Source organism: Amycolatopsis ultiminotia, assembly GCF_039536925.1.
GTDB lineage: Bacteria > Actinomycetota > Actinomycetes > Mycobacteriales > Pseudonocardiaceae > Amycolatopsis > Amycolatopsis ultiminotia.
In genome coordinates, this window is the sequence record NZ_BAAAZN010000001.1 from 271,838 (window position 1) to 291,841 (window position 20,004).

22 protein-coding genes are annotated in these 20,004 nt (G+C 71.5%); 11 read left to right on the top strand and 11 right to left on the bottom strand.

Annotation, left to right across the window (positions count from 1 at the left end):
* Position 1: 1 nt before the first annotated feature.
* Positions 2–1,615, bottom strand: coding sequence for an ABC transporter substrate-binding protein (locus ABD793_RS01240; protein WP_344854349.1), 1,614 nt, complete (start codon positions 1,613–1,615; stop codon positions 2–4).
* Positions 1,616–1,805: 190 nt separating this feature from the next.
* Here ABD793_RS01240 and ABD793_RS01245 point away from each other — a divergent pair, with 190 nt between their 5' ends.
* From ABD793_RS01245 to ABD793_RS01260, 4 genes are all read left to right on the top strand, one after another.
* Complete coding sequence (locus ABD793_RS01245; RefSeq protein ID WP_344854350.1) at positions 1,806–2,582, top strand: FadR/GntR family transcriptional regulator; 777 nt, start codon at positions 1,806–1,808, stop codon at positions 2,580–2,582.
* Positions 2,583–2,613: 31 nt separating this feature from the next.
* Positions 2,614–3,159 (top strand): GNAT family N-acetyltransferase, encoded by a 546-nt coding sequence (locus ABD793_RS01250; protein WP_344854351.1) that lies wholly within the window; start codon positions 2,614–2,616, stop codon positions 3,157–3,159.
* Positions 3,160–3,270: 111 nt separating this feature from the next.
* Positions 3,271–4,005 (top strand): sugar phosphate isomerase/epimerase family protein, encoded by a 735-nt coding sequence (locus ABD793_RS01255; protein WP_344854352.1) that lies wholly within the window; start codon positions 3,271–3,273, stop codon positions 4,003–4,005.
* Positions 4,002–5,105, top strand: coding sequence for a Gfo/Idh/MocA family protein (locus ABD793_RS01260; protein ID WP_344854353.1), 1,104 nt, complete (start codon positions 4,002–4,004; stop codon positions 5,103–5,105). Before ABD793_RS01255 ends, ABD793_RS01260 begins: the two co-directional genes overlap by 4 nt.
* A 12-nt stretch (positions 5,106–5,117) precedes the next feature.
* Here ABD793_RS01260 and ABD793_RS01265 read toward each other — a convergent pair whose 3' ends face one another.
* The gene (locus ABD793_RS01265) at positions 5,118–5,711 is read right to left on the bottom strand and encodes a TetR/AcrR family transcriptional regulator (RefSeq protein ID WP_344854354.1); all 594 of its coding nucleotides are present in this window, start codon (positions 5,709–5,711) and stop codon (positions 5,118–5,120) included.
* A 119-nt stretch (positions 5,712–5,830) separates the two neighbouring features.
* On the opposite strand from ABD793_RS01265, the gene ABD793_RS01270 reads away from it, so the two are divergent.
* Complete coding sequence (locus tag ABD793_RS01270; protein WP_344854355.1) at positions 5,831–7,009, top strand: MFS transporter; 1,179 nt, start codon at positions 5,831–5,833, stop codon at positions 7,007–7,009.
* 38 nt (positions 7,010–7,047) lie between these two features.
* Here the strand turns inward: ABD793_RS01270 and ABD793_RS01275 are convergent, their stop codons facing one another.
* From ABD793_RS01275 to ABD793_RS01285, 3 genes are read right to left on the bottom strand one after another with little or no spacing between them, the layout of a single operon-like run.
* Complete coding sequence (locus ABD793_RS01275) at positions 7,048–7,587, bottom strand: hypothetical protein (RefSeq protein ID WP_344854356.1); 540 nt, start codon at positions 7,585–7,587, stop codon at positions 7,048–7,050.
* Positions 7,554–8,978, bottom strand: a complete 1,425-nt coding sequence (locus tag ABD793_RS01280; RefSeq protein WP_344854357.1) for an ATP-binding protein — start codon at positions 8,976–8,978, stop codon at positions 7,554–7,556. Before ABD793_RS01280 ends, ABD793_RS01275 begins: the two co-directional genes overlap by 34 nt.
* Entirely contained in the window at positions 8,975–9,670 is a 696-nt protein-coding gene (locus tag ABD793_RS01285) for a response regulator (RefSeq protein ID WP_344854358.1), read from the bottom strand. The genes ABD793_RS01280 and ABD793_RS01285 overlap by 4 nt, the downstream gene beginning before the upstream one ends.
* Before the next feature lie 222 nt (positions 9,671–9,892).
* Here ABD793_RS01285 and ABD793_RS01290 point away from each other — a divergent pair, with 222 nt between their 5' ends.
* Both ABD793_RS01290 and ABD793_RS01295 read left to right on the top strand, forming a co-directional pair.
* Positions 9,893–10,453, top strand: coding sequence for a M15 family metallopeptidase domain-containing protein (locus ABD793_RS01290; protein ID WP_344854359.1), 561 nt, complete (start codon positions 9,893–9,895; stop codon positions 10,451–10,453).
* Complete coding sequence (locus ABD793_RS01295) at positions 10,450–11,217, top strand: SGNH/GDSL hydrolase family protein (protein ID WP_344854361.1); 768 nt, start codon at positions 10,450–10,452, stop codon at positions 11,215–11,217. Before ABD793_RS01290 ends, ABD793_RS01295 begins: the two co-directional genes overlap by 4 nt.
* A gap of 14 nt (positions 11,218–11,231) precedes the next feature.
* Here the strand turns inward: ABD793_RS01295 and ABD793_RS01300 are convergent, their stop codons facing one another.
* On the bottom strand, positions 11,232–11,729 hold the full coding sequence (locus ABD793_RS01300) for an EXPERA domain-containing protein (RefSeq protein WP_344854362.1): 498 nt from the start codon (positions 11,727–11,729) through the stop codon (positions 11,232–11,234).
* A 380-nt stretch (positions 11,730–12,109) separates the two neighbouring features.
* Here ABD793_RS01300 and ABD793_RS01305 point away from each other — a divergent pair, with 380 nt between their 5' ends.
* Complete coding sequence (locus ABD793_RS01305; RefSeq protein WP_344854363.1) at positions 12,110–12,925, top strand: DUF1295 domain-containing protein; 816 nt, start codon at positions 12,110–12,112, stop codon at positions 12,923–12,925.
* Here ABD793_RS01305 and ABD793_RS01310 read toward each other — a convergent pair whose 3' ends face one another.
* A complete protein-coding gene (locus ABD793_RS01310) occupies positions 12,926–13,597 on the bottom strand; it encodes a TetR/AcrR family transcriptional regulator (protein WP_344854364.1) in 672 nt (223 codons plus the stop codon). It lies immediately after the preceding gene.
* A gap of 153 nt (positions 13,598–13,750) precedes the next feature.
* On the opposite strand from ABD793_RS01310, the gene ABD793_RS01315 reads away from it, so the two are divergent.
* Both ABD793_RS01315 and ABD793_RS01320 read left to right on the top strand, forming a co-directional pair.
* A complete protein-coding gene (locus ABD793_RS01315) occupies positions 13,751–14,563 on the top strand; it encodes a 3-hydroxybutyryl-CoA dehydrogenase (RefSeq protein WP_425548648.1) in 813 nt (270 codons plus the stop codon).
* Positions 14,564–14,573: 10 nt separating this feature from the next.
* Positions 14,574–15,728 carry an acyl-CoA dehydrogenase family protein gene (locus tag ABD793_RS01320; RefSeq protein WP_344854366.1) on the top strand — a complete coding sequence of 385 codons (1,155 nt, stop codon included), beginning with the start codon at positions 14,574–14,576 and terminating at the stop codon, positions 15,726–15,728.
* A 92-nt stretch (positions 15,729–15,820) separates the two neighbouring features.
* Here the strand turns inward: ABD793_RS01320 and ABD793_RS01325 are convergent, their stop codons facing one another.
* The 3 genes from ABD793_RS01325 to ABD793_RS01335 all read right to left on the bottom strand — a co-directional run bounded on the left by ABD793_RS01325 (position 15,821) and on the right by ABD793_RS01335 (position 18,452).
* Positions 15,821–16,129: a hypothetical protein gene (locus ABD793_RS01325; protein WP_344854367.1), complete on the bottom strand. Its 309-nt coding sequence runs from the start codon at positions 16,127–16,129 to the stop codon at positions 15,821–15,823.
* A 113-nt stretch (positions 16,130–16,242) separates the two neighbouring features.
* Complete coding sequence (locus ABD793_RS01330; RefSeq protein ID WP_344854368.1) at positions 16,243–16,770, bottom strand: DUF6069 family protein; 528 nt, start codon at positions 16,768–16,770, stop codon at positions 16,243–16,245.
* A 542-nt stretch (positions 16,771–17,312) separates the two neighbouring features.
* A complete protein-coding gene (locus ABD793_RS01335) occupies positions 17,313–18,452 on the bottom strand; it encodes a cytochrome P450 family protein (protein ID WP_344854369.1) in 1,140 nt (379 codons plus the stop codon).
* 84 nt (positions 18,453–18,536) lie between these two features.
* Here ABD793_RS01335 and ABD793_RS01340 point away from each other — a divergent pair, with 84 nt between their 5' ends.
* A complete protein-coding gene (locus tag ABD793_RS01340; protein WP_344854370.1) occupies positions 18,537–19,613 on the top strand; it encodes a TetR/AcrR family transcriptional regulator in 1,077 nt (358 codons plus the stop codon).
* A 40-nt stretch (positions 19,614–19,653) separates the two neighbouring features.
* On the opposite strand, the gene ABD793_RS01345 is transcribed toward ABD793_RS01340, so the two are convergent.
* Positions 19,654–20,004: a hypothetical protein gene (locus ABD793_RS01345; RefSeq protein ID WP_344854371.1), complete on the bottom strand. Its 351-nt coding sequence runs from the start codon at positions 20,002–20,004 to the stop codon at positions 19,654–19,656.

Here is a 20,004-nt window from a genome sequence, read left to right on the forward strand (position 1 = left end):
ATCAGGCCGGATCGGCCTGGTTGAGGTTGATGCCCGGGTAGCCCTGGGCCCGTACGCCGGCGAGCTCCCGCGGATCCCATGCCGTGCCCATCCGGGTGAAGGCGATCGGGTAGATCACCGCTTCCTCGGAAATCAGGTCGAGCAGCTGCCGGTACCGGCCGGCCCGCCGGGCTTCGTCGGGTTCCGCGGCGGCCTGGTCCTGCAGGGTGAGCAGGGCTTGCGCGTCCGGGCCGGTCCAGCGCGCGTACTTCGTCATCATCAGCGATTGCGCGTCGTAGTAGTAGCGGATCAGCAGATCCGGGTCGTTGCCGAACTGCATCGCGTTGTTCGTGGTGGACACGACCTGGAAATCGCCGCCGTTGTCCAGTTTGGAGAAGAGCGCCTTGGTGTCCTGGGAGTCCAAAGTGGTCTCCACGCCGACCGCGTCCCAGCCCTCCTTGACCACTTTCACACAGTCGAGCACGAGTGAGGTGTTCGTGGTGGACAACGAGACTTTCAGGGTGCTGATCCCGGCCTCGGCGAGCAGCTGCCGAGCCTTGCCGGGGTCGTAGCGGAAGTCGTGCGCGGCCGGTTGCGACTGCGGCAGTTTCGGGTTGATGAACGAGGTGCCCGCGGTGCCGGCGCCGCGCAGCCCGATCTCGATCAGCTTCTTCTTGTCGATCGCGTAGTGCAGGGCCTGGCGCACGCGTTTGTCGTCGAACGGCGGGTGCGCACTGTTGAACATCAGGTACAGGTTGTTCCCGCCGTCGGCGAACTCCACCGTGCGGCCCGCTGCGCGCAGCTGGCCGATGTTGGCGGCCGGGATGTTCTCCACGATCTGCGCGTCCGGACGGGCACCGGAGATCGCCGCCACCCGCGGTGCGGCGTCCACCACGGACTTCCAGATCATCTTCCGGTAGGCGGCCGGACGCGGGCCGCTGTACCCCTCGAACTTCTCGAACGAGGTGTGCGACATCGGCGCCTGCTCGGTCACCCGGTACGGCCCGGAGCCGACGACCTTGCCCGCCGCGGCAGCGCCCCAGTTGTTCTCGAAGACGTGCTCCGGCACGATCTTGCACATCTGGATCCGTTGCAGTGCATAGGGAAACGGGAATTTGAGGACGAACTCCACGCTGCGGTCGCCGATCTTGCGCACCTCGCGCAGCCACTGCGAGAAGAAGCTGTGGATGAGCACGTTCTCCTCCGGATCGAGTACGCGCGCGTAGGTGAACATCACGTCGTCGGCGAGCACCGGCTGACCGTCGTGCCACTTCGCGCCCTCCCGCAGGTCGAACCGCAGGCTCGTGCCGTGCAGATCGGCGGGCAGCGCTTTGGCCAGCCCCGCGTACGAATCGCGGGTCACCGGGTCGCCTTCGACGAGGGATTCGTAGCTGTGCAGAAATGCCGCCATGGAGAACGCGGAGGCGGTCTGCAGCGGGTCCCAGGACTGGTTGTTGCCGTAGCCGACGACCGCGGTGATCAGGCTCGCGGAATTGCCGACCTTGATGGTCGAAGGGGGTCCGCCGCAGGCGGCGAGGACCGGCGAAAACGCCGCGGCCGCGCCCGCGAGTCCGGCGTAGCGCAGCAGCGCGCGCCGATCGAACGGAGAACCGGCCCCGGTGCTGGTTCGCGACATCGCGTCTCCTGACTGGCGGGGGAGAACCGCCGGCACGACCCCAGAAGTAGGACGTGGGACGTCCTATGACTGGGCCGAACCCTAAGCCGCGCGGATCCGCCGGTCAAGAGGGATTCCGCGGCTGTCCGGGCCCTGATGTCCTGACGTCGTAACGCCGGTACCGCGACGGCATGACGTAGGATGTCCGGTGATGGCGACGTGCCAGTGGACGAAAGACCTCCGGGAGACAGTGGTGGCGCGCGCGCAACGCAGTGAAGAGATCACCAAGCGGATCATCGACCTGATCGTCGAGCGCAGGTTGCCGCCGGGTGCGCCGATGCCCACCGAGCTGAGCCTTGCCGAGGCCATCGGGGTCAGCCGCAACTCGATCCGCGAAGCGGTCAAGGCCCTGCAGGCGCTGGGTATCGTGGAGATCCGGCACGGCTACGGCACCTTCGTCGGGTCCGCCGGTTCGGAGGCACTGCAGACGTGGCTGCTGTTTCGCACCCGCACCCGCGGTACGACCGACGCCGGCCGGCTGCGTGATCTGCTCGAGGTGCGTGAAATGCTCGAAACCGAGCTGACCCGCCGTGTCGCGCGCGACCACCGGCCGGAGCTGATCGGCCGGCTGGAGGCCTGCGTGGCGCGGATGCGCCGGAAGGGCCCGGACGTGGCGGTCGCGGACCGGGAGTTCCACGACCTGATCTGCGCGGAGGCCGGGTTCGACCTGGCCCGCGAGCTCACCGGGCTGTTCTGGGACGTCTACCGCGCCGCGGAGACGGAGCTGGGCGGGCCGGCGGCCGCGTCGGTTGCGGGGACCGCGAAACGTCATCAGGCCATCGTGGACGCACTCGTCCGGCGGGACGAGGACGCCGCGGAGGCCGCCGTGCACCGGCACTTCGACGAGGTGCGCAAGCGGGCCAAGGCGGGTCGCTACGGCGGGTTCGGCGAAGCCCGGCCGGAGATTTCCGGTTCGGCCGCGGGCTGAACGAGGTTACCCTGCAATGCGGAGGTGCCCGGTGCCGGTTCCGGAAATCACGCTGCTGCCCTCGTCCGCTGCCGAAGACGCTGCGCTCGTGGCCACGGTGACCGAACTGGTCAACAGCGTCTACGCACGGGCCGAGGAAGGACTGTGGGCCGGTCCGCTCGAACGCACGACGACCACGGAGGTCGCCGGGCTCGTCGCGGCGGGGGAGATCGTCGTGGCCCGGCTCGACGGCCGCGTGGTCGGTTGCGTGCGGGTCCGGCGCCTCGCCGACGACACCGGCGAATTCGGCATGCTCGCTGCATCTGCGCAGGTGCGCGGCGCCGGTCTCGGCCGGGCGCTGGTGCGTTTCGCCGAGGAGCGGGCCCGCACCGCAGGGCACCGCCGGATGCAGCTGGAGCTGCTCGTGCCCCGGCGGGGAACCCATCCGATGAAGGAGTTCCTCGCGGGCTGGTACCAGCGGCTCGGCTACCGGGTGGTGCGGACCTCGACGCTCGAAGCGGCCTTCCCGCGCCTCGCCGGGCGGTCGGCCGTTCCGTGCGAATTCCTCATCTACCACAAGGACCTGGCCCCGGCCTGATCGGTGCGTCATCGCGGGGGAACCGGACGGCGACGCCTGGTGCCAATACTGACCAGGTGGTAGAAATTGTCGCGGGGGTTCCGGCACGACCACCTGAGCCAAGGAGCGCGAATGGGCAAGCCTTCCGTGCAGCTGTACTCGGTCCGCGACGCCTTCGCGGCCGATCCGGTGGGCACCTTGGGCCGGCTGGCCGAGATCGGGTTCACCGAGGTCGAACCGTACGGTGTGGTGGGCAACGTCGAAGTGCTCCGCACCGGCCTGCCGTCGAACGGGCTGACCGCGCCGACCGCGCACGCGAAGCTGATCGGCGAGGACCAGGACGCGGTTTTCGCCGCTGCGCGCGAACTGGGCATCGGTGTGGTCATCGATCCGCTCGTGAAACCCGAGCTGTGGCAGGACGAGCGCGACATCTCGGCCACCGCCGCGGCACTCAACGCGGCGGTCGGCGCGGCGGCCGGGCACGGCGTCCGCGTCGGTTACCACAACCACTGGTGGGAGCTGGAAAACCGGATCGGCGACCGCAGTGCGTTCGAGGTGTTCGCCGAGCAGCTGGACCCGGAGATCGTGCTCGAGGTCGACACCTACTGGGCCACCGCGGGCGGCGAGGACGCGCCCGCGCTGCTGCGCCGGCTGGGCGGGCGGGTGCACGCGATCCACGTGAAGGACGGTTCGCTGGCCACCGACGCCACTGGACAGGTGCCCGCAGGACAGGGCCGGATCCCGCTGGCCGAAGTGCTGGCCGCGGCGCCGGACGCACTGCGTGTGGTCGAGTTCGACCAGTACGACGGCGACGTGTTCGAGGGCATCGCCGCGAGCTTCGCGCACCTCACCGGCGCGGGGAGGTGACCGGCGGACCGGTCGGCGTCGGTGTGCTCGGCGCGGGCGTCATCAGCGACACCTACCTGGAAAACCTCACCGCCTTCCCGGACCTGAGGGTGCACGCGGTCGCCGACCTCGACGTCGGGCGCGCTCGCGGGCAGGCGGACAAGCACGGTGTGCCGCGCGGGGGCACGGTGGCCGAACTGCTCGCCGACCCGGACGTCGAGCTGGTGGTCAACCTGACCACGCCGGCCGCGCACGTGGACGTCGGGCTCGCCGCACTGGCGGCGGGCAAGCACGTGTGGGCGGAGAAGCCACTCGCACTGGACCGGGAGAGCGCCGCGAAACTGCTTGCCGCGGCCAGGGAGAAGGGCCTGCGCGTGGCGAGCGCCCCGGACACCGTGCTCGGCGCCGGGTTGCAGACCGCGCGACGGGCGATCGACGCGGGCCGGATCGGGCAGCCGCGCACCGCGCTCGCGTTGTTCCAGACGCCGGGGCCGGAGAGCTGGCATCCCGCGCCGGAGTTCCTGTTCGGCACCGGCGGGGGACCGCTGCTGGACATGGGCCCGTACTACCTCACCGGACTGGTCCAGCTGTTCGGCCCGATCCGGAAGGTCACCGGAGCCGGCGGACGGGCCCGCGACACCCGGGTGATCGGATCCGGCCCGCGGACGGGCACGCGATTCCCGGTGACCGTGCCGACCACGGTGACCGCGCTCGTCGAATTCGCCGGCGGTGGCAGTGCGCAGGTGGTGCTGAGTTTTGACTCGGCCTTGTCCCGCACCGGTTTCGTCGAGGTGTCCGGAACGCGCGGCACGGCGGTACTGCCCGATCCGAACCGCTTCGACGGCAGCACCGTGCTGCACCTGGCCGGCCGGGACGCGCCGGAGACACTGCCCGCGCTCGGGCACGCCGCCTCGCGCGGCACCGGGGTGCTCGAACTGGCAAGGGCGATCCGGGCCGGGGTGCCCGAGCGGGCGTCCGGGGAACTGGCGTTCCACGTGCTGGACGCGATGCTGGCGATCGGCGAATCGATCACCGACGGCCACTCGGTCGAGCTGACCGGCACGGTGGATCTGCCGCCCGCGCTGCCCGCGGCATGGGACCCGTACGCGCTTACTCTCTGAACCGGTTGCGGCTCAAGGGAACAGGGGTACGGTGAGCAGATTTTGCAGGCAGCAACGGAGTGTGCCGACCGGGTCGACCTGTGCGGGCGCGGTCAGCCACTGGACCTGCAGGCCGTCCATCAGCGCGATGAAGGTGAGTGCCGCCTCGGCGGGGTCGACGCCCGCGCGCAGCTCGCCGGTTTCCGCGAGCACTCGGAACGAGTCCCGCACGCGTTCGCGGGCCTGCCGGTAATGCCGGTCGAAGTACTCGTGCGCCGGATGCCCCGGTGCGACCGCCTCGGCCGCCAGCCGCGAGTACACCTCGACGATCCCCGGGTGGCGCACGTTGTGCTCGGCCAGCGCGAGGAACCGGCGCAGGACCTCGAGTCCCGGCGGCACGCCGAGCTGCTCGCGTTCGGCGTCCTCGGCGTCGCGCCGTTCCAGTACGGCGGCGAGCAGTGCTTCCTTGGTGGGGAAGTGGTAGAGCAGGCCGGCGTGGCTGATGCCGACGCGTTTCGCGATTTCCCGCAGCGAAGCGCCGTGGTAGCCGGCTTCGCCGTACACCACGGCCGCCGCCGAAATGATGTCCTCCCGGCGGATCCGGCCCTTCAGATAGCCCCCGCTCACGGGGCGGCGATCGGTTCGGCGGCGGGCATCCGCCCATCATGCCCCAGCCGCGCGGGCATCGCCCGCGGCGGGACCCGTCGTGCGACCATGGGCCGGACCCGGAGGAGGAAACGGAGCCGATGACCGAGGTGTCCCCGCCCACCGCGCGGACCGCACCGCCGCCCCGCGCCGCGCGCGCGGCGACCTGGACCGTGTTCGCGCTCAACGGGTTCGCGGTCGGCATGTGGGTCGTGCACATCCCGGTGGTGGAACATGCCACCCGGATTTCGCACAGCACGCTCGGTGCGCTGCTGCTCGTGCTCGGCGGCGCGGCGTTCGCCGGCATGCAGATCTGCGGTCCGCTGACCGACCGGTTCGGCAACCACCGGATCGTGCCCGCCGCCGGGGTGCTGCTCGGGGTGGCCATCACCCTGCCGGGCCTGGCGGTGAACTGGTGGACGCTGGGGCTCGCGCTGATCGCCTTCGGCTTCTTCAACGGTTCGCTCGACGTGGCGATGAACGCGCAGGCCGTGGTGGTGGAACGGGCTTATCCGCGGCCGATCATGGCGGCGTTCCACGCGATGTGGTCGATCGGCGGCGCGCTCGCCGCGGCAGTGGGTGCGGCGGTGCTCGGCGCCGGTGTGCCCACTGCCCTCTCGCTCGGCGGTACCGGCCTGCTGTGCGTGCTGATCATCGCGATCGCCGGCCGGTTCCTGCTGTCCTCGACGGAAAGTTCGGCCGAACAGGGCACTGTGGACACCGGAACACGTCGTCCGCCGATGCGGATCGTCTGGCTGCTCGGGATCCTCGCGCTCGCGCTGATGCTGTCCGAGGGCGTCGCGAACGACTGGGCGGCGCTGCACCTGCGCGACGTGCTGGGTACTTCGGAGAGCACCGCGGCGCTGGCCTACGGTTCGTTCGCGGTGGCGATGACCGCAGGCCGGTTCGCCACCGACCGGGTCGCCGGGTTCGCCGGGCCGGTCGCGGTGGTCCGCTACGGTTCGGCGCTCGCGGCGCTCGGGGTGGCCATCGTGTCGCTGTCGCCGTGGGTGCCGCTCGCACTGGCCGGCTGGGCGCTGTTCGGGCTCGGCCTTTCCGGTGGGGTACCGCAGCTGTTCACCGCGGCGGGCAACCTCGACACCCGCGCGTCGGGCGCACTGATGGCACGGGTTGTCGGGCTCGGCTACGTCGGTCTCCTCGCCGGACCGGCGATCATCGGCGGGCTGACCCGCTGGATGCCGCTGAACGTCACGTTCGCGGTGCCGTTCGGGCTCTGCGCGCTGGCGGTGGTCTTCGCCCCGGCGATCAGGCCGCGCTGAGCGCCACGCTCGCCGGGCTTACCGATCCACGGTGCCGCTCAGCCGGCGCAGGAGTGGGCGTGCAGTGAGTGGCCGCCGCTGCGCAGCAGGGCCGTTCCGGCGTCGGCGAGGCTGTTCGCGGCCAGCAGTGTGCACACGATCTGGTTGACGGCGGTGGGGGACAGCGCCGTGACGTCGGTGCCCAGCATCGCTTCGACCGTGGTGCCGGACGTCGTCACGGTGGCGGGCGCGATCGTTCGCGGCACCTCCGTGGTGAGGCCGTTCGCGCGTTCCGACTCGTCCGGTCCGCCGGCGAGCAGGGTGAGGAGCCCGGCCGGGGCCGTTGCGACCTCCGGCCGGGTCACCGGGACCACCGAACCGCCGGAGACGAAGTACAGCGAGACGGCCGCGGGCGGGCTGCTCGGCGCTCCCGTCCCGTGGCCGCCGGCCGACGGGACGGGCGGCCCGCTCGGTGCTTCCAGCCCCTGGATCACGCCGCTCGGCCGCACCCCGCAGCCCGCGGCCAGCAGCGCGACGACGGCCAGCGCGCACCCGGCCCGGCGGATCACCGGACCGCCGGCGGATGCTGCGGCAGCCACAGGGTGAACACCGCGCCACCACCCGTGCGGTTGGCCGCGGTGAGCCGCCCGCCGTGCAGGCGTGCGTTCTCCCAGGCGATCGCGAGCCCGAGCCCGCTTCCCGCGGAACGGCTGCGTGCGGTGTCGGCCTTGTAGAAGCGATCGAACACGTGCGGAAGCACCTCCTCGTCGAGTCCGGGGCCGGTGTCGGTGACCTCGAGCGCGATCCCGGACTCGTCCTGGTCCAGCCCGACGGTGACCGGTGCGGCGCCGTGCCGCAGCGCATTGCCGACCAGGTTGGCCACGATCACGTCCAGCCGTCGCGGGTCCAGCGTGGCCCGGATCCCGGCGGGCAGCTGCAGGGTCACCGAATCCGTGAAACCCCGGGTGCGCAACGTCGCGCGCACGGCTTCGGCCACGTCGACGTCGTCGAGCGCGAGCGAAGCCGTGCCGGAGTCGAAGCGGGTGACCTCGATCAGATCGTTCACCAGCCGGGTCAGGTTGTGGGTTTCGCGGCTGACCAGCCGCACGGCCTGGCCGGCCACCTCGGGTAGCTGCTCCGCCTCGGCGTCGAGCATGTCGGTGACCGCGGTCATCGCGGCGAGCGGGGTGCGCAGTTCGTGCGAGACGTCGGCGACGAACCGGCGTGCGTCGGCTTCCATCCGGCGCAGCTCGCCGACGTGCCGCTGCAGGGATTCCGCGGTGGAGTTGAACGTGCCGGCGACCGCGGCGAGTTCGTCACCGCCGCGCACCGCGAGCCGGGCGTCGAGGTCGCCGTCGCCGAGCCGGTGCGCCGCTCGCTGCAGCTCTTGGACGGGCTCGAGCACACTGCGGGCGGCGAGCAGCGCGAGCAGCATCGACAGCAGCAATGCGGCGCCGCCGATGAGCCACGCGTCCCGGGCGAGGCCGTCGATGGTGGCGATCTCGCCGTCGAGGTTGCGCAGTTCGTACACCTCGATGCCGGAGGGATACGACGTACCCGTCCTGGCGTGGCCGTCCGCGATCCGCAGCTGCGTCCCGAGTACCAGCCGGGTGACGCCGCCGACCTCCACCCGCTGCCAGCCCACCAGGCCGGACGCCACCGTGCGCCGCAGCTCCGGGGTGAGCACCGCCGGGGGCATGTTGCCCTCGTGTAGTGTGCCGCTGACCGCCAGCGCGGCGTTCTTCCGTCCGTTCAGCTCGTCCACGATCCCGGCCAGCGTGGCCCGGTCCGGCGGCACCACCGGCACCGGGTAGAGCTGCTGGATCTGGCCGGTCATCTCGATCACGGCGTTGTCCTGCGCGCGCTGCACGATCGCGTCCCGCGCCCGCGTGTAGCCGATCGCCGCGACCGCGGCCGCGGTGACCACGCTCAGCAGCGCGAACGCGAGCAGCAGCCGCGCGCGCAGTCCCCAGTATTGCCAGTGCTTCACAGCGGTCCGAAACGGTAGCCGAATCCCCGCAGGGTCTGCACGTACCGCGGCGCCCCCGGATCGTCCTCGATCTTCGAGCGCAGCCGCTGCACGCAGGCGTCCACGAGCCGGGAATCGCCGAGGTATCCCTGGTCCCACACCGATTCCAGCAGCTGCTGGCGGCTGAGTACCTGTCCCGGCGCGGCGGAGAGTTCCAGTAGCAGCCGCAGTTCGGTCGGGGCGAGCGTGACCGGTTCGCCGTGCTTGCGCACCGCGAGGCCCTGCCGGTCGATGGTGAGCTCGCCGTGCTGCTCCGGTTCCGCTCTGCCGGCGCCGGCCTTGCGCGGTTCGCCGCCGGTGCGCCGCAGCACCGCGCGGATGCGGGCCTCCAGCACCCGGGCCTGCGCGGGCTTGACCACGTAGTCGTCGGCACCCGCCTCCAGGCCCGCGACCACGTCGATGTCGTCGCTGCGCGCGGTGAGCATGATGATCGGCAGATCGCCGGACGCACGGATCCGGCGGCACACCTCGAATCCGTCCATCCCCGGCAGCATCAGGTCGAGCACCACGACGTCGGGTGCCTCGCCGCCGAGCCGGACAAGGCCGTCCTCGCCGGTTTCCACCGCGTCGACGGTGTGGCCCTGGTAGGTCAGGGCGATCTGCAGGCCCTCCCGCACGGCCTGGTCGTCTTCGATGAGCAGTACCCGGGGCATGTTCTCACTATCCCAGCGGCGCAGCGGGCCCGCCCGTCCGGCACCCGGACAGTCCACAGCGGACACCACCGGACACTGTGCGGGCCCCGGTTCACCGTGGTGTCCGCGGAATGTCATGGCCGGGTAACGGACGGCGGGTGTCACAGAGCTGTTACCGAGCTGTCGGGCAGCCCGGACCTCGCAGCGACTGCGCGGACATACTCGCGGCAGAGGCTGGGACGCATGATCAGGTTCCTGCTCCGTCCCCGGTTGCTCGCGACGATCACCCGGCTGCTGGCCGTGCTGGCACTCCCGGTCACTTTCGTGCGGGCCCCGGGCCGGGCCCGTTACCTGGCCTGCCAGTGGGCACTCGGGCTGCGGTTCCCCGCCGAGGACCTGGCCGGCCTGTCCGCCGCGGCGCGCGAGGCGTTCACCACGGCGCGCACCGAGGCGTTCTGGCGAGACGGCCAGCTGATCGGTCTCACCTCCGGCCACCGCGACGCGGCCGAGCAGCACCGGCTCTTCACCGCCGAGGTCCACCGCACCGGTTCGGTCGCGGCGGCCCGGCGGCGGGTGCTGCCGCCGGAGGAGTCCGCGCACGTGCGCGGCACCGCACTCGACGTGCGCCCGGTCGAGGGCGCGGCCTGGCTGGAACGGCACGGCCCCGCCTACGACCTGCACCGCCGCTACGGCAACGAGTGGTGGCACTTCGAATACCACCCGGAGACGATGCCGCTGCGGCTGTCGGACCCCGGCGTGCTGCCGGCCCGGAGCGCCGCGCGCCGGGCACAATGGGTCGGGTGACCGACGACGTTTACGTGGCGCTGGGCAGTTCGTTCGCGGCCGGTCCGGGGATTCTGCCGGTCCTCGACCGCACGGCGCTGCGTTCCGGGCGGAATTACCCGCAGCTGGCCGCGGACACCCTCGGCCTGCGGCTGGTGGACGTGACGAGTTCCGGTGCGACGACCGTGCACCTGCTGCGGGAACAGCAGGGCCGGGCCCGCCCGCAGCTGGAAGCGGTCGGACCGGAGGCCCGCCTGGTCACCGTCACCGCGGGTGGCAACGATCTGTCCTACGTGGGCGGCCTGATCACCGCGAGCGTCCGCGGATGGGTGGCCCGCCGGCTGCCCGGTCCGGTGCGCGGGCTCGTCGCCGGGACCCCCGTGCCGGTCTCACCGGACGCGTACCGCGCAGTCGCCGCTTCGCTTGCCGAGGTCGTGTCCGAGGTCCGCGCGCGAGCGCCGCGGGCGCGGGTGCTGCTCGTCGATTACCTCACCCTGATCGGACCGGACACCGTGGCTGGCCGCGATGTCCCGCTGGACGAGGCGTGGCTGGGCTGGGCCCGCGAGACGGCCGCAGGATTGGCAGGCGCGTTCGCGCGGGCCGCGGACGAATCCGGTGCCCGTCTCGTGGCGGCGTCGGAAGCGAGCGCCGGACACGGGCTCGGCTCGTCGCAGCCGTGGGTCGGCGGGTTCCGGTTCGGCAATCCACGGCGCGGCGGCCCGGTCCCCTACCATCCGAACGCCGAGGGGATGGCCGCGGTGGCCGCGCTGGTGGCCGGAACCTGATCCGTCCACAGTGCTCAGAACCGGCGGGTGAACGGCAGCGGCTTGCGCATCCGGATCAGCAGCAGCAACGGCACCAGGACGTAGGGCAGGTTGAACGCGAGGAACTTGGCCGGGTTGCCGGTGCGCGTCGCCGGGTCCCCGAAGAACTCCACGCCGAACACCACGATCCCGGTGAGCGTGACGATCATCGTCGCGTAGACCACCGCGGGCAGCTGGATCCCGTTGCGGCCCTTGACCAGGCAGAACACCAGTACCAGGTAGAACGGCAGATAGCCGAACGCGGACAGCCCGGTCACGATCCGCATCCAGTCCGGCGGGTGCATGAACAGCGGATCCGCGTCGTGGGCGTACCAGTAGTTGGAGTCCACGAAGAAGTTCCCGGTCGGCCGGGAGAAGTCCACGCCGACGGTGGGCAGCAGGTCGCTGATCAGCGACGTCACGGTGAAGGCACTGAACACGACCGCGAAGAAGAGGTCGATGCCCCGTCGTCGCAGCGGCAGGTTCGCGGACATGGCCGCTGACCCTAGGGTGTGTCCGACAAACGGTGCGGGTGGTGGCCGGGATACTGCCGGTGGGCGGGGTCGCCCGTCGTCGGCTGACCGGCGACGGCATGGGGGACACGGCGCTGCAGCGGATATCAGATCGGGCACCGCACACACCGGGAGTCGCGCGGCAGCCGCCCCCGCGTTCGACCCGCTCGACTATCGCAGCCACAAGCATCGTCGAACGCGGCTTCACCCTGCTCCAACCAGGGCGCCGCTTGGCCACCCGCCACAGCAACCTCGCCACCGTCTACCGCTCCGCGGTAGTTTCGCCCGCCGTGATCACCTGGACCACGGCCTTGCCGGACACGCACCTAGGTGCACCGGGCGCGGTCAGTAGAGTCGTCGGTATGAACGCGTTCCAGGTCTGCCTGTGCGTCTTCGCGGCGGTCTGCCTTGTCTGCTGGCTGCTTTCCGTGCTCACCAGGGAGTACTCGTGGGTGGACCGGATCTGGTCGCTCGTGCCGGTGGCCTACACCGGGATCTTCGCCGGGCACGCGGGTTTCGCCGACGTTCGGCTGAACGTGCTGTTCGCGCTCGTGGCCCTGTGGGGTGCCCGGCTGACGTTCAACTACGCGCGCAAGGGTGGTTATGCGCGCGGTGGCGAGGACTACCGCTGGGCGGTGCTGCGGGCGCGGATGGCGCCGTGGCAGTTCCAGCTGTTCAACCTCTTCTTCATCACGCTCTACCAGAACGCGATCCTGCTGCTCATCGCGCTGCCCGCATGGACGGCGCTGGACCACCGCACGCCCTTCGGCGTGGCCGACGTGGTGCTCGCCGTCGCGTTTCTCGGCTGCCTTGCCGGGGAGACCGTGGCCGATCAGCAGCAGTGGGACTTCCACCGCTGGAAGGCCGGTGAACGTGCTGCCGGGCGCACGCCCGAACCGCAGTTCCGCCAGACCGGGCTCTTCCGGTTTTCCCGGCACCCGAACTTCTTCTTCGAACAGGCGCAGTGGTGGCTCGTCGCCGGGATCGGCGTGGCCGCGGCGGGCGCACTCACCTGGACCGTCGCCGGCGCGATCCTGCTGACCCTGCTGTTCGTCGGGTCCACGGTCTTCACCGAGAGCATCACCCGCGGCCGGTATCCGGAGTACGCGCAGTACCAGCGACGGACTTCGCCGGTGGTGCCGTGGTTCCCGCGCCGTGCTCCGTCCACTGCGGACTGATCAGCCGAGCGCGCCCTCGTCGCCGAGCAGCCGGCGCAGACCGGGCAGCACGGCGGAGAGGTCCTTGCCGGTCCGGAACGCGACCACCGTGGTGCCCGGCTCGTCCTCGCGCGCGGCGAACAACGCCACCGTGTCGGCCATCGCGGCGTCGAACTCGGTCTCCGGGTCCGGCGCTTGCCCGCGCAGCCAGCGGCGCAGCACGTGGTTGTGCGCGGTCACCACTGCCGCGGCGAGCAGTTCGGCGCGCAGCGCGGTGTCCGGTCCGCCGCCCAGCCATCGGTGCACGAACTCGCGGAACAGCCGCTGGTACTGCTGCGTGCCGGCGATCTCGCGAGCCCGCAGCGCGGGCACACTGCGGGTCAGCCGGTAGCGCGCGAGCGCGAGCTCGCCTTCCGCGACGTAGTGCCGAAGCACCAGCCGCGCCGCCTCGGTGACCGCCACCAGCGCGGTCCGCGGATCGGCGCCGTCCAGCCTGCTCTCGATCGAGCCCAGCAGCACCTCGTGGTCCGGGAAGATCACTTCTTCCTTGGACCGGAACGCGCGGAAAAACGTGGTCCGGCCGACGCCTGCCCGTTCGGTGATGTCGTCGACGGTGGTCTGGTCGTACCCGCGTTCCTCGAACAGCTCGAAGGCGGCCTCGGTCAGCCGCTGCCTTGCCGGCTTCGCTGGCATCCGACCACCTTTCCGCGCACTGCGCTCAGCCTAGGCGGTGGGACCGGCCGGGCTTCCGTTACCGTCTGGTACTGAGTACCGTATAAGTGGAACTTAGTACCAGAGGAGAGGAGTCGCCGCGTGGAGCTCGTCGGCGTGGTCGGATGCGGGCAGATGGGGGCGGGGATCGCCGAGGTGAGCGCCAGGGCGGGGCTGGACGTCGTGGCGGTCGAATCGAGCCGCGCCGCGGCCGAGGCCGGCCGTGAGCGGCTGGCCGCGTCGCTGGCGCGGGCCGAGCGCAAGGGCAAGATCGCCTCCGCGGCCGAGGTGCTGGACCGGATCCGGGTCGGCGAGGACCTCGACGAGCTGGCGGATCGCACCCTGGTGATCGAGGCCGTGGTGGAGAACGAGGCGGTGAAGGCCGAGCTGTTCGGCAGGCTGGACAAGATCGTCGCGGCGCCGGACGCGGTGCTGGCGTCGAACACCTCGTCGATCCCGATCATGAAGCTCGGCACCGCGACCACCCGTCCGGGACAGGTGCTCGGCGTGCACTTCTTCAACCCGGTCCCGGTGCTGCCGCTGGTCGAACTGGTGCCCTCGCTGCTGACCGGCGAGGAGACCACCGCGCGGGCGCGGACGTTCGCCCAGGACGTACTGGGCAAGCACGCGATCCTGTGCCAGGACCGGGCCGGGTTCGTGGTCAACGCGCTGCTGATCCCGTTCATCCTCGCCGCGGTGCGGATGCTGGAGTCCGGATTCGCCACGAAGGAGGCGATCGACGAGGGCCTGGTGCGCGGTGCCGCACATCCGCAGGGCCCGCTGGCGCTGGCCGACCTGATCGGACTGGACACCACGAAGGCGGTCGCGGAATCGCTGTACGAGGAGTTCAAGGAGCCGCTGTACGCCCCGCCGCCGCTGCTGGCGCGGATGGTCGACGCGGGCTTGCTCGGCCGCAAGACCGGCCGTGGTTTCTACACCTACGCTTGAGGAGCCGGGGATGACTTTCGACCTGTTCACCATCACCGAAGACCACGAAGCGATCCGCGAGGCGGTACGCGCGGTCGCCGATGAACGGATCGCGCCGCACGCCGCGGAAACCGACGAACGCGAGGAGTTCCCGAAGGCGGCCTACGACGCACTGGTCGCGTCGGACTTCCACGCCCCGCACGTGCCGGAGTCCTACGGCGGCGCAGGTGCCGACGCGCTCGCCACCTGCATCGTGATCGAGGAAGTCGCACGGGTGTGTGCGTCGTCCTCGCTGATCCCGGCGGTCAACAAACTGGGCAGCCTGCCGTTGATGCTGGCCGCGAGCGAGGACGTCAAGGCGAAGTACCTGCCACCGCTGGCTTCCGGTGAGGCGGCGTTCTCGTATGCCCTGTCCGAACGCGACGCCGGCTCGGACACCGCCTCGATGCGTTGCCGTGCAACCCGTTCCGGTGACGACTGGGTCCTGAATGGACAGAAGTCGTGGATAAGCAACGCGGGCTTTTCGGAGTACTACACGGTGCTGGCGGTGACCGATCCGGACGGTGCGCGTGGTTCGAACGTGAGCGCTTTCGTGGTCGAGAAGTCGGACCCGGGGTTCACCTTCGGTGCCAAGGAACGGAAACTGGGGGTCAAGGGATCGCCGACGCGTGAGCTGCTGTTCGAGGACACCCGCATCCCGGGTGACCGGCTGGTGGGCGAGCCGGGGCAGGGCCTGAAGATCGCCCTGCGCACGCTGGACCACACGCGGGTGACCATCGCCGCCCAGGCGGTCGGCATCGCGCAGGGTGCCCTGGAGCACGCACTGGCCTACGTTCGCGAGCGCAAGCAGTTCGGCAAGCACATCGCCGATTTCCAGGGCATCCAGTTCATGCTCGCGGACATGGCGATGGCCGTGGAAACCGCGCGCCAGATGGTCTACACCGCGGCCGCGAAATCCGAGCGCCAGGACAAGGACCTGTCGTTCTTCGGGGCCGCCGCGAAGTGCCACGCCTCCGACGTCGCGATGCGCGTGACCACCGACGCCGTCCAGCTCCTCGGCGGCTACGGCTACACCCGCGACTTCCCGCTGGAGCGGATGATGCGCGACGCCAAGATCACCCAGATCTACGAGGGCACCAATCAGATCCAGCGCGTGGTGATGGCCCGGCACCTGCTGAAGGACTGAGCCCCGCAGGCCGGATCGGCGCGACGTCGCGCCGGTCCGGCCGTACGCGTCAGCCGGTGTGCACTGCAACGAGCAGCGCGGCTCGGGGCCAGTCAGTGCGGCACCTCGCCGGTCCTCCGTCCACAGTGGACTTTCCGGGCCGGTTCGGCGAACGCGAGGAGCGTCCCGCGGCATAGCCGGCGCAGAGAGCCCACCATGGACCTGCAGCGATCAGCCGGCGTCACCGGGCTCGAGGCGGCCGGCTTGAAGTAGCCGCGCTGGGTCGCGGTGTCGTCGTCGAAGACCGGTGCCGCCACGAACCCTGCGCCGGTGCGGACCACCGGAACGGCATCCAGCAGGGCCACGAGGCGACTGCCGGCACGGCTGCGCCGCACGTCGGCGGGAACGAATGCGGTCGGCACCGTCGGCGCCGGGTTTCCTCGGTGGGGGATCGGCCAGGTCTTCCCCGACCGGGCCGGCCGGAGAACTGGGTGCTCGTCGTCCTTCCGGACCCGGGCGCCCGGGGTGGCCCGGGTCAGCTGTCGTAGTACGACGACCCCGGCCATGGGCGGGTCGGTGGCGGGGGTTCGCGGCGGCCCCGTTTGCGGCTGTGCAGGGTGCGGGCGTTCGCGGCCATGCTGCTGACCACCAGCGCGATCACGAGTCCGATGACGAGATTGATCACCGCGGTCGCGATTTTCGCGCTCTGTTCCACGGTGAGGGTCAGCGGCAGGACGACCGCGATCAGCGTCACCAGCGCCATGATCCAGCCGAAGAACTGACCGGGTGCCGGGGTGGCAACGCTCAGCAGGTGCATCAGCCCGGTGGCCAGCAGGGCGATGGCCGCGGCGGCGATCGCGTAGGTGGTGGTGCTCGCGTTGCCCCAGATGCCGTCGCCCTTGGGGGCCAGCACCGGCACGTCGAACAGCCCCCGCGCGATCAGCAGGCCGACGACGGCGACGAGCGCCGCGACCACCGCGCTGGCGACGCCGCCTGCCCACAGCCGGGCCGCGTCCACCCCCGGCCGGGTGTTCTGGTCGTAGTCGCGTGGGTACTGCGTCATCACCGCTCCCTCCGCCGCTGGGTGGTCCCCTGACGATTGTCGCGCTAGCCGGCCTGGTCCGCCGGGCCGGCCGCGGGCGGCCGCGGCAGCCGCAGGGCCGGCACCACCGGTGCGATCCCGTCCGGCAGTGCCCGGACTCCGAGCCCGATCGCGACGCCGAACGCCCCCCGCGATCGGGCGGACCGGCACCCCGGCGACGACCGGCACCAGGGCGGCCACCACGAGGAACGCCCCGCCGATGAGCTGCCTGTGCCGCCGGATCGCGGCCACGATCTCCGCCCCCGGGTGATCTCCGCCCCTGCGCAGGCCAGCGTCGTCGGCGCCGGCACGGTGACCCCCGGCCGGCCGAGCGTCAGCACGCCGAACACCACGGCCGGCACCCCGCGTACCGCGGCCGGCAACCACATCCGCCGGGGATCCGGCACGGCCGGTCCGGCGACGGACAGGATGCGGGGCCATGCGTACCTCCCGGACAGGACGGCGACCCGGCGACGGTAACGCCGCTGCGGGTGTCCCGCCGGGGCATCACTCGATCGAGGGCGTCACCGGAGCACCGGCAGCGCGGCCAGCCGCCAGGTGCCCGGGTCGGGGACCCGCTGCACCTCGAGCACGCGCAGGCCGGGGAAGCGGTCCAGGATCGCGCTGAGCGCCACCTCGACCTGGACCCGTGCGAACGAGGCGCCGAGGCAGAAATGCGGCCCGTACGCGAAACCGAGGTGCGCCCCCGCGGCCCGGCGCACGTCGAACCGGTCCGGGTCGTCGAACGCCCGCGGATCGTGGTTCGCCGCCGCGATCGACGCCGTCACCGGCTCACCGGCCCGGACGAGGACGCCGTGCAGGTCCACATCCTCGGTGGTTCGCCGCGGGATGGTCAGCAGCTGCGAACCGCACCAGCGCATCAGTTCGTCGACCGCGTTCGGCCACCACTGTGGTTCCGCGCGCAGCACGGCAGCCTGATCCGGATGCGCGAGCAGGGTTTCGACGGCGTTGGCGAGAAAGTTCGCCGGTGTCTGCCCGGCGAGGACCAGCTGCCACACCATCGCCACGGTCTCCTGCTCGGTCAGTCCGGCGTCCCCGGTGAGGTGACGGAGCAGGTCGCTGTCCGGACGGGCGACGAGGTCGCGCGCACCGTCGATGATGCCGGGCACCGCGGTGGCGAATCCCGAGCCGGTGCCCCGCACCACCGTCGTGCCGTACTCGTGCCAGCGCGGACGGTCGGCTTCGGGCACCCCGACCAGCTCGCAGATGACCTCCATCGGCAGCGGCTGGGCGAACTCCGTGAGCAGGTCCACCGGGCCCTGCGCAGGCAGGGCGTCCAGCAGGCGGGTCACCACGCGCTCGATCCGCGGGCGGAAGTCGAGCGCTCTGCGGGCAGCGAACGCGGGCGCGGTCAGCCGGCGCAGGCGAGCGTGCTGTTCGCCTTCCGTCTCCTGCATCGTCCGCAGATACGGCCGGCAGTGCTCGGGCACGTCGAGTGGTTGGTAGGTGCCTTCGCCGAGCGCAAACCGACCGTCGGTGAGCATCGCGCGGGCCTCGGCATGCCGGGTCAGCACCCACATCGGCGCGAAACCGGGGCCGACGAGCTTCGCCACCGGTCCCTGCTCGCGGGCGGTGCCGTAGGCGGTGAACGGGTCGGCGGCCACCGCCGGGTCGGCCAGGTCGATCTCGGGGACAGCGGACACCGGAACCTCCAGATGTTGAAGTCAGATGATCACATCATATCAATGTTGAAGGTATTTTGGCCGGGAACGGATCGGAGGATCACCATGGCGCGGCTGACCAGGGCCCAGACGCAGGAGCGCAACCGGACGAAGGTGCTCGCCGCGGCCAGGGCCGAGTTCACCGAACGGGGGTTCCGCGACGCCAAGATCGACGTGATCGCCGAGCGAGCCGAGCTGACCCGGGGCGCGGTGTACTCCAACTTCCCCGGCAAGCGGGCGCTCTACTTCGCGGTGCTGGCCGAGGAGGCGCGACGGTTCGCGGACGGACCGCGGACGGCCGGCCCGCCGGCCTGTTCCGCCGCGGAGGTGCTCGGCGCGCTGGCCCGGACCTGGGTGGCGCGGCTGCCGCTGGCCACCGACCCGGACGCCCGCCTCGGCGTGGACCTGCTGCCGGAAATCCTCGCCGACGAGCTGACCCACCGGCCCTATGCCCAGCTGCTCCGGTTCGAGGCGATCGTGTTCGGGCTGGTCCTGGAGCGCCTTTCGCCGCCGGACCGCGAGGACGGCAGGCTGGTCCGCGTGGCCGAGGCGGCGTTCACCATGCTGCACGGGGCGAGCCAGCTGGCCGCCGCCGCGCCGGGGTTCGGCGAACCGTTCAACGTGGTGCACGCGTGCGAGTCGTTGCCGTCGCTGAGGTTCGAGGACAGCTGGCCGGAGCCGCCGATCGTGTCGCGAGCGCGTGCCGCCGGACAACCGTGGACCCCGCCCGAGGCGGTCGACGCGTTGCGGGCCGGGCCGGTGCGGCTGCACGGTGACGGGGTGGTGGCGGTACTCGGCCTGCACCGGCTTTCCGCGATCGAGGAAGCGGTGCGCGCCGCGTTCAGCACCGACGAGGTGACGCTGGCCGTGGTGACCGGACAGCCCGGGGAGCTGGTGCCGCTGGTCGCGCTCGTGCTGGCCGATCTGCGCGGGCTGCTCCGCCGGTCCTGCCCGGATTCGACGTGGCCGCGGCTACGGGTGGTGCTGGACGATACGGGCGCGCTGGCAGCGGCCGCGGGGATTTCCGCGGTGAGCGACGCGACCGAGGCCGCGATCCGCATCGAAGGCGGCCGGATCGTGGTGCGCGCCGAGGGGTTCGGCGCCTGTCACGCCGCGGCGACCAGGGTGCCGGGGCAGGCGTGACCGGGCCGTCCGGTCCACAGTGGACCGGACGGCCGCTGGATCAGCCGACGCGATACTGATACGGCAGGGCCGCCAGCACCTCACCGGTGCCCGCTTGCGGGAGCCCGGTGGTGCCGGTCGGCTGGTTCGGCGCGGTGACCACGTTCAGGTGGCCGGTCACGACGGTGCCGGGCTTGCCGGTCGGCGTGATGGTGACCGTGATCGTCGTCGTTGCGCCGGGGGCCACGAGCACCGGGGTGCCGCCGGGGGCGTTCGGATCCACGGACCCGCCGTACGGGTCGCCGGCCGGCGACGTGACCGTCGGGTCGAAGCCGGCGGTCCGGATCGACGCCGTGTAGCTCGCGTGCCCGGCCGGGGCGCCCGAAGTGCCGAACGGGCCGATCTCCTGCAC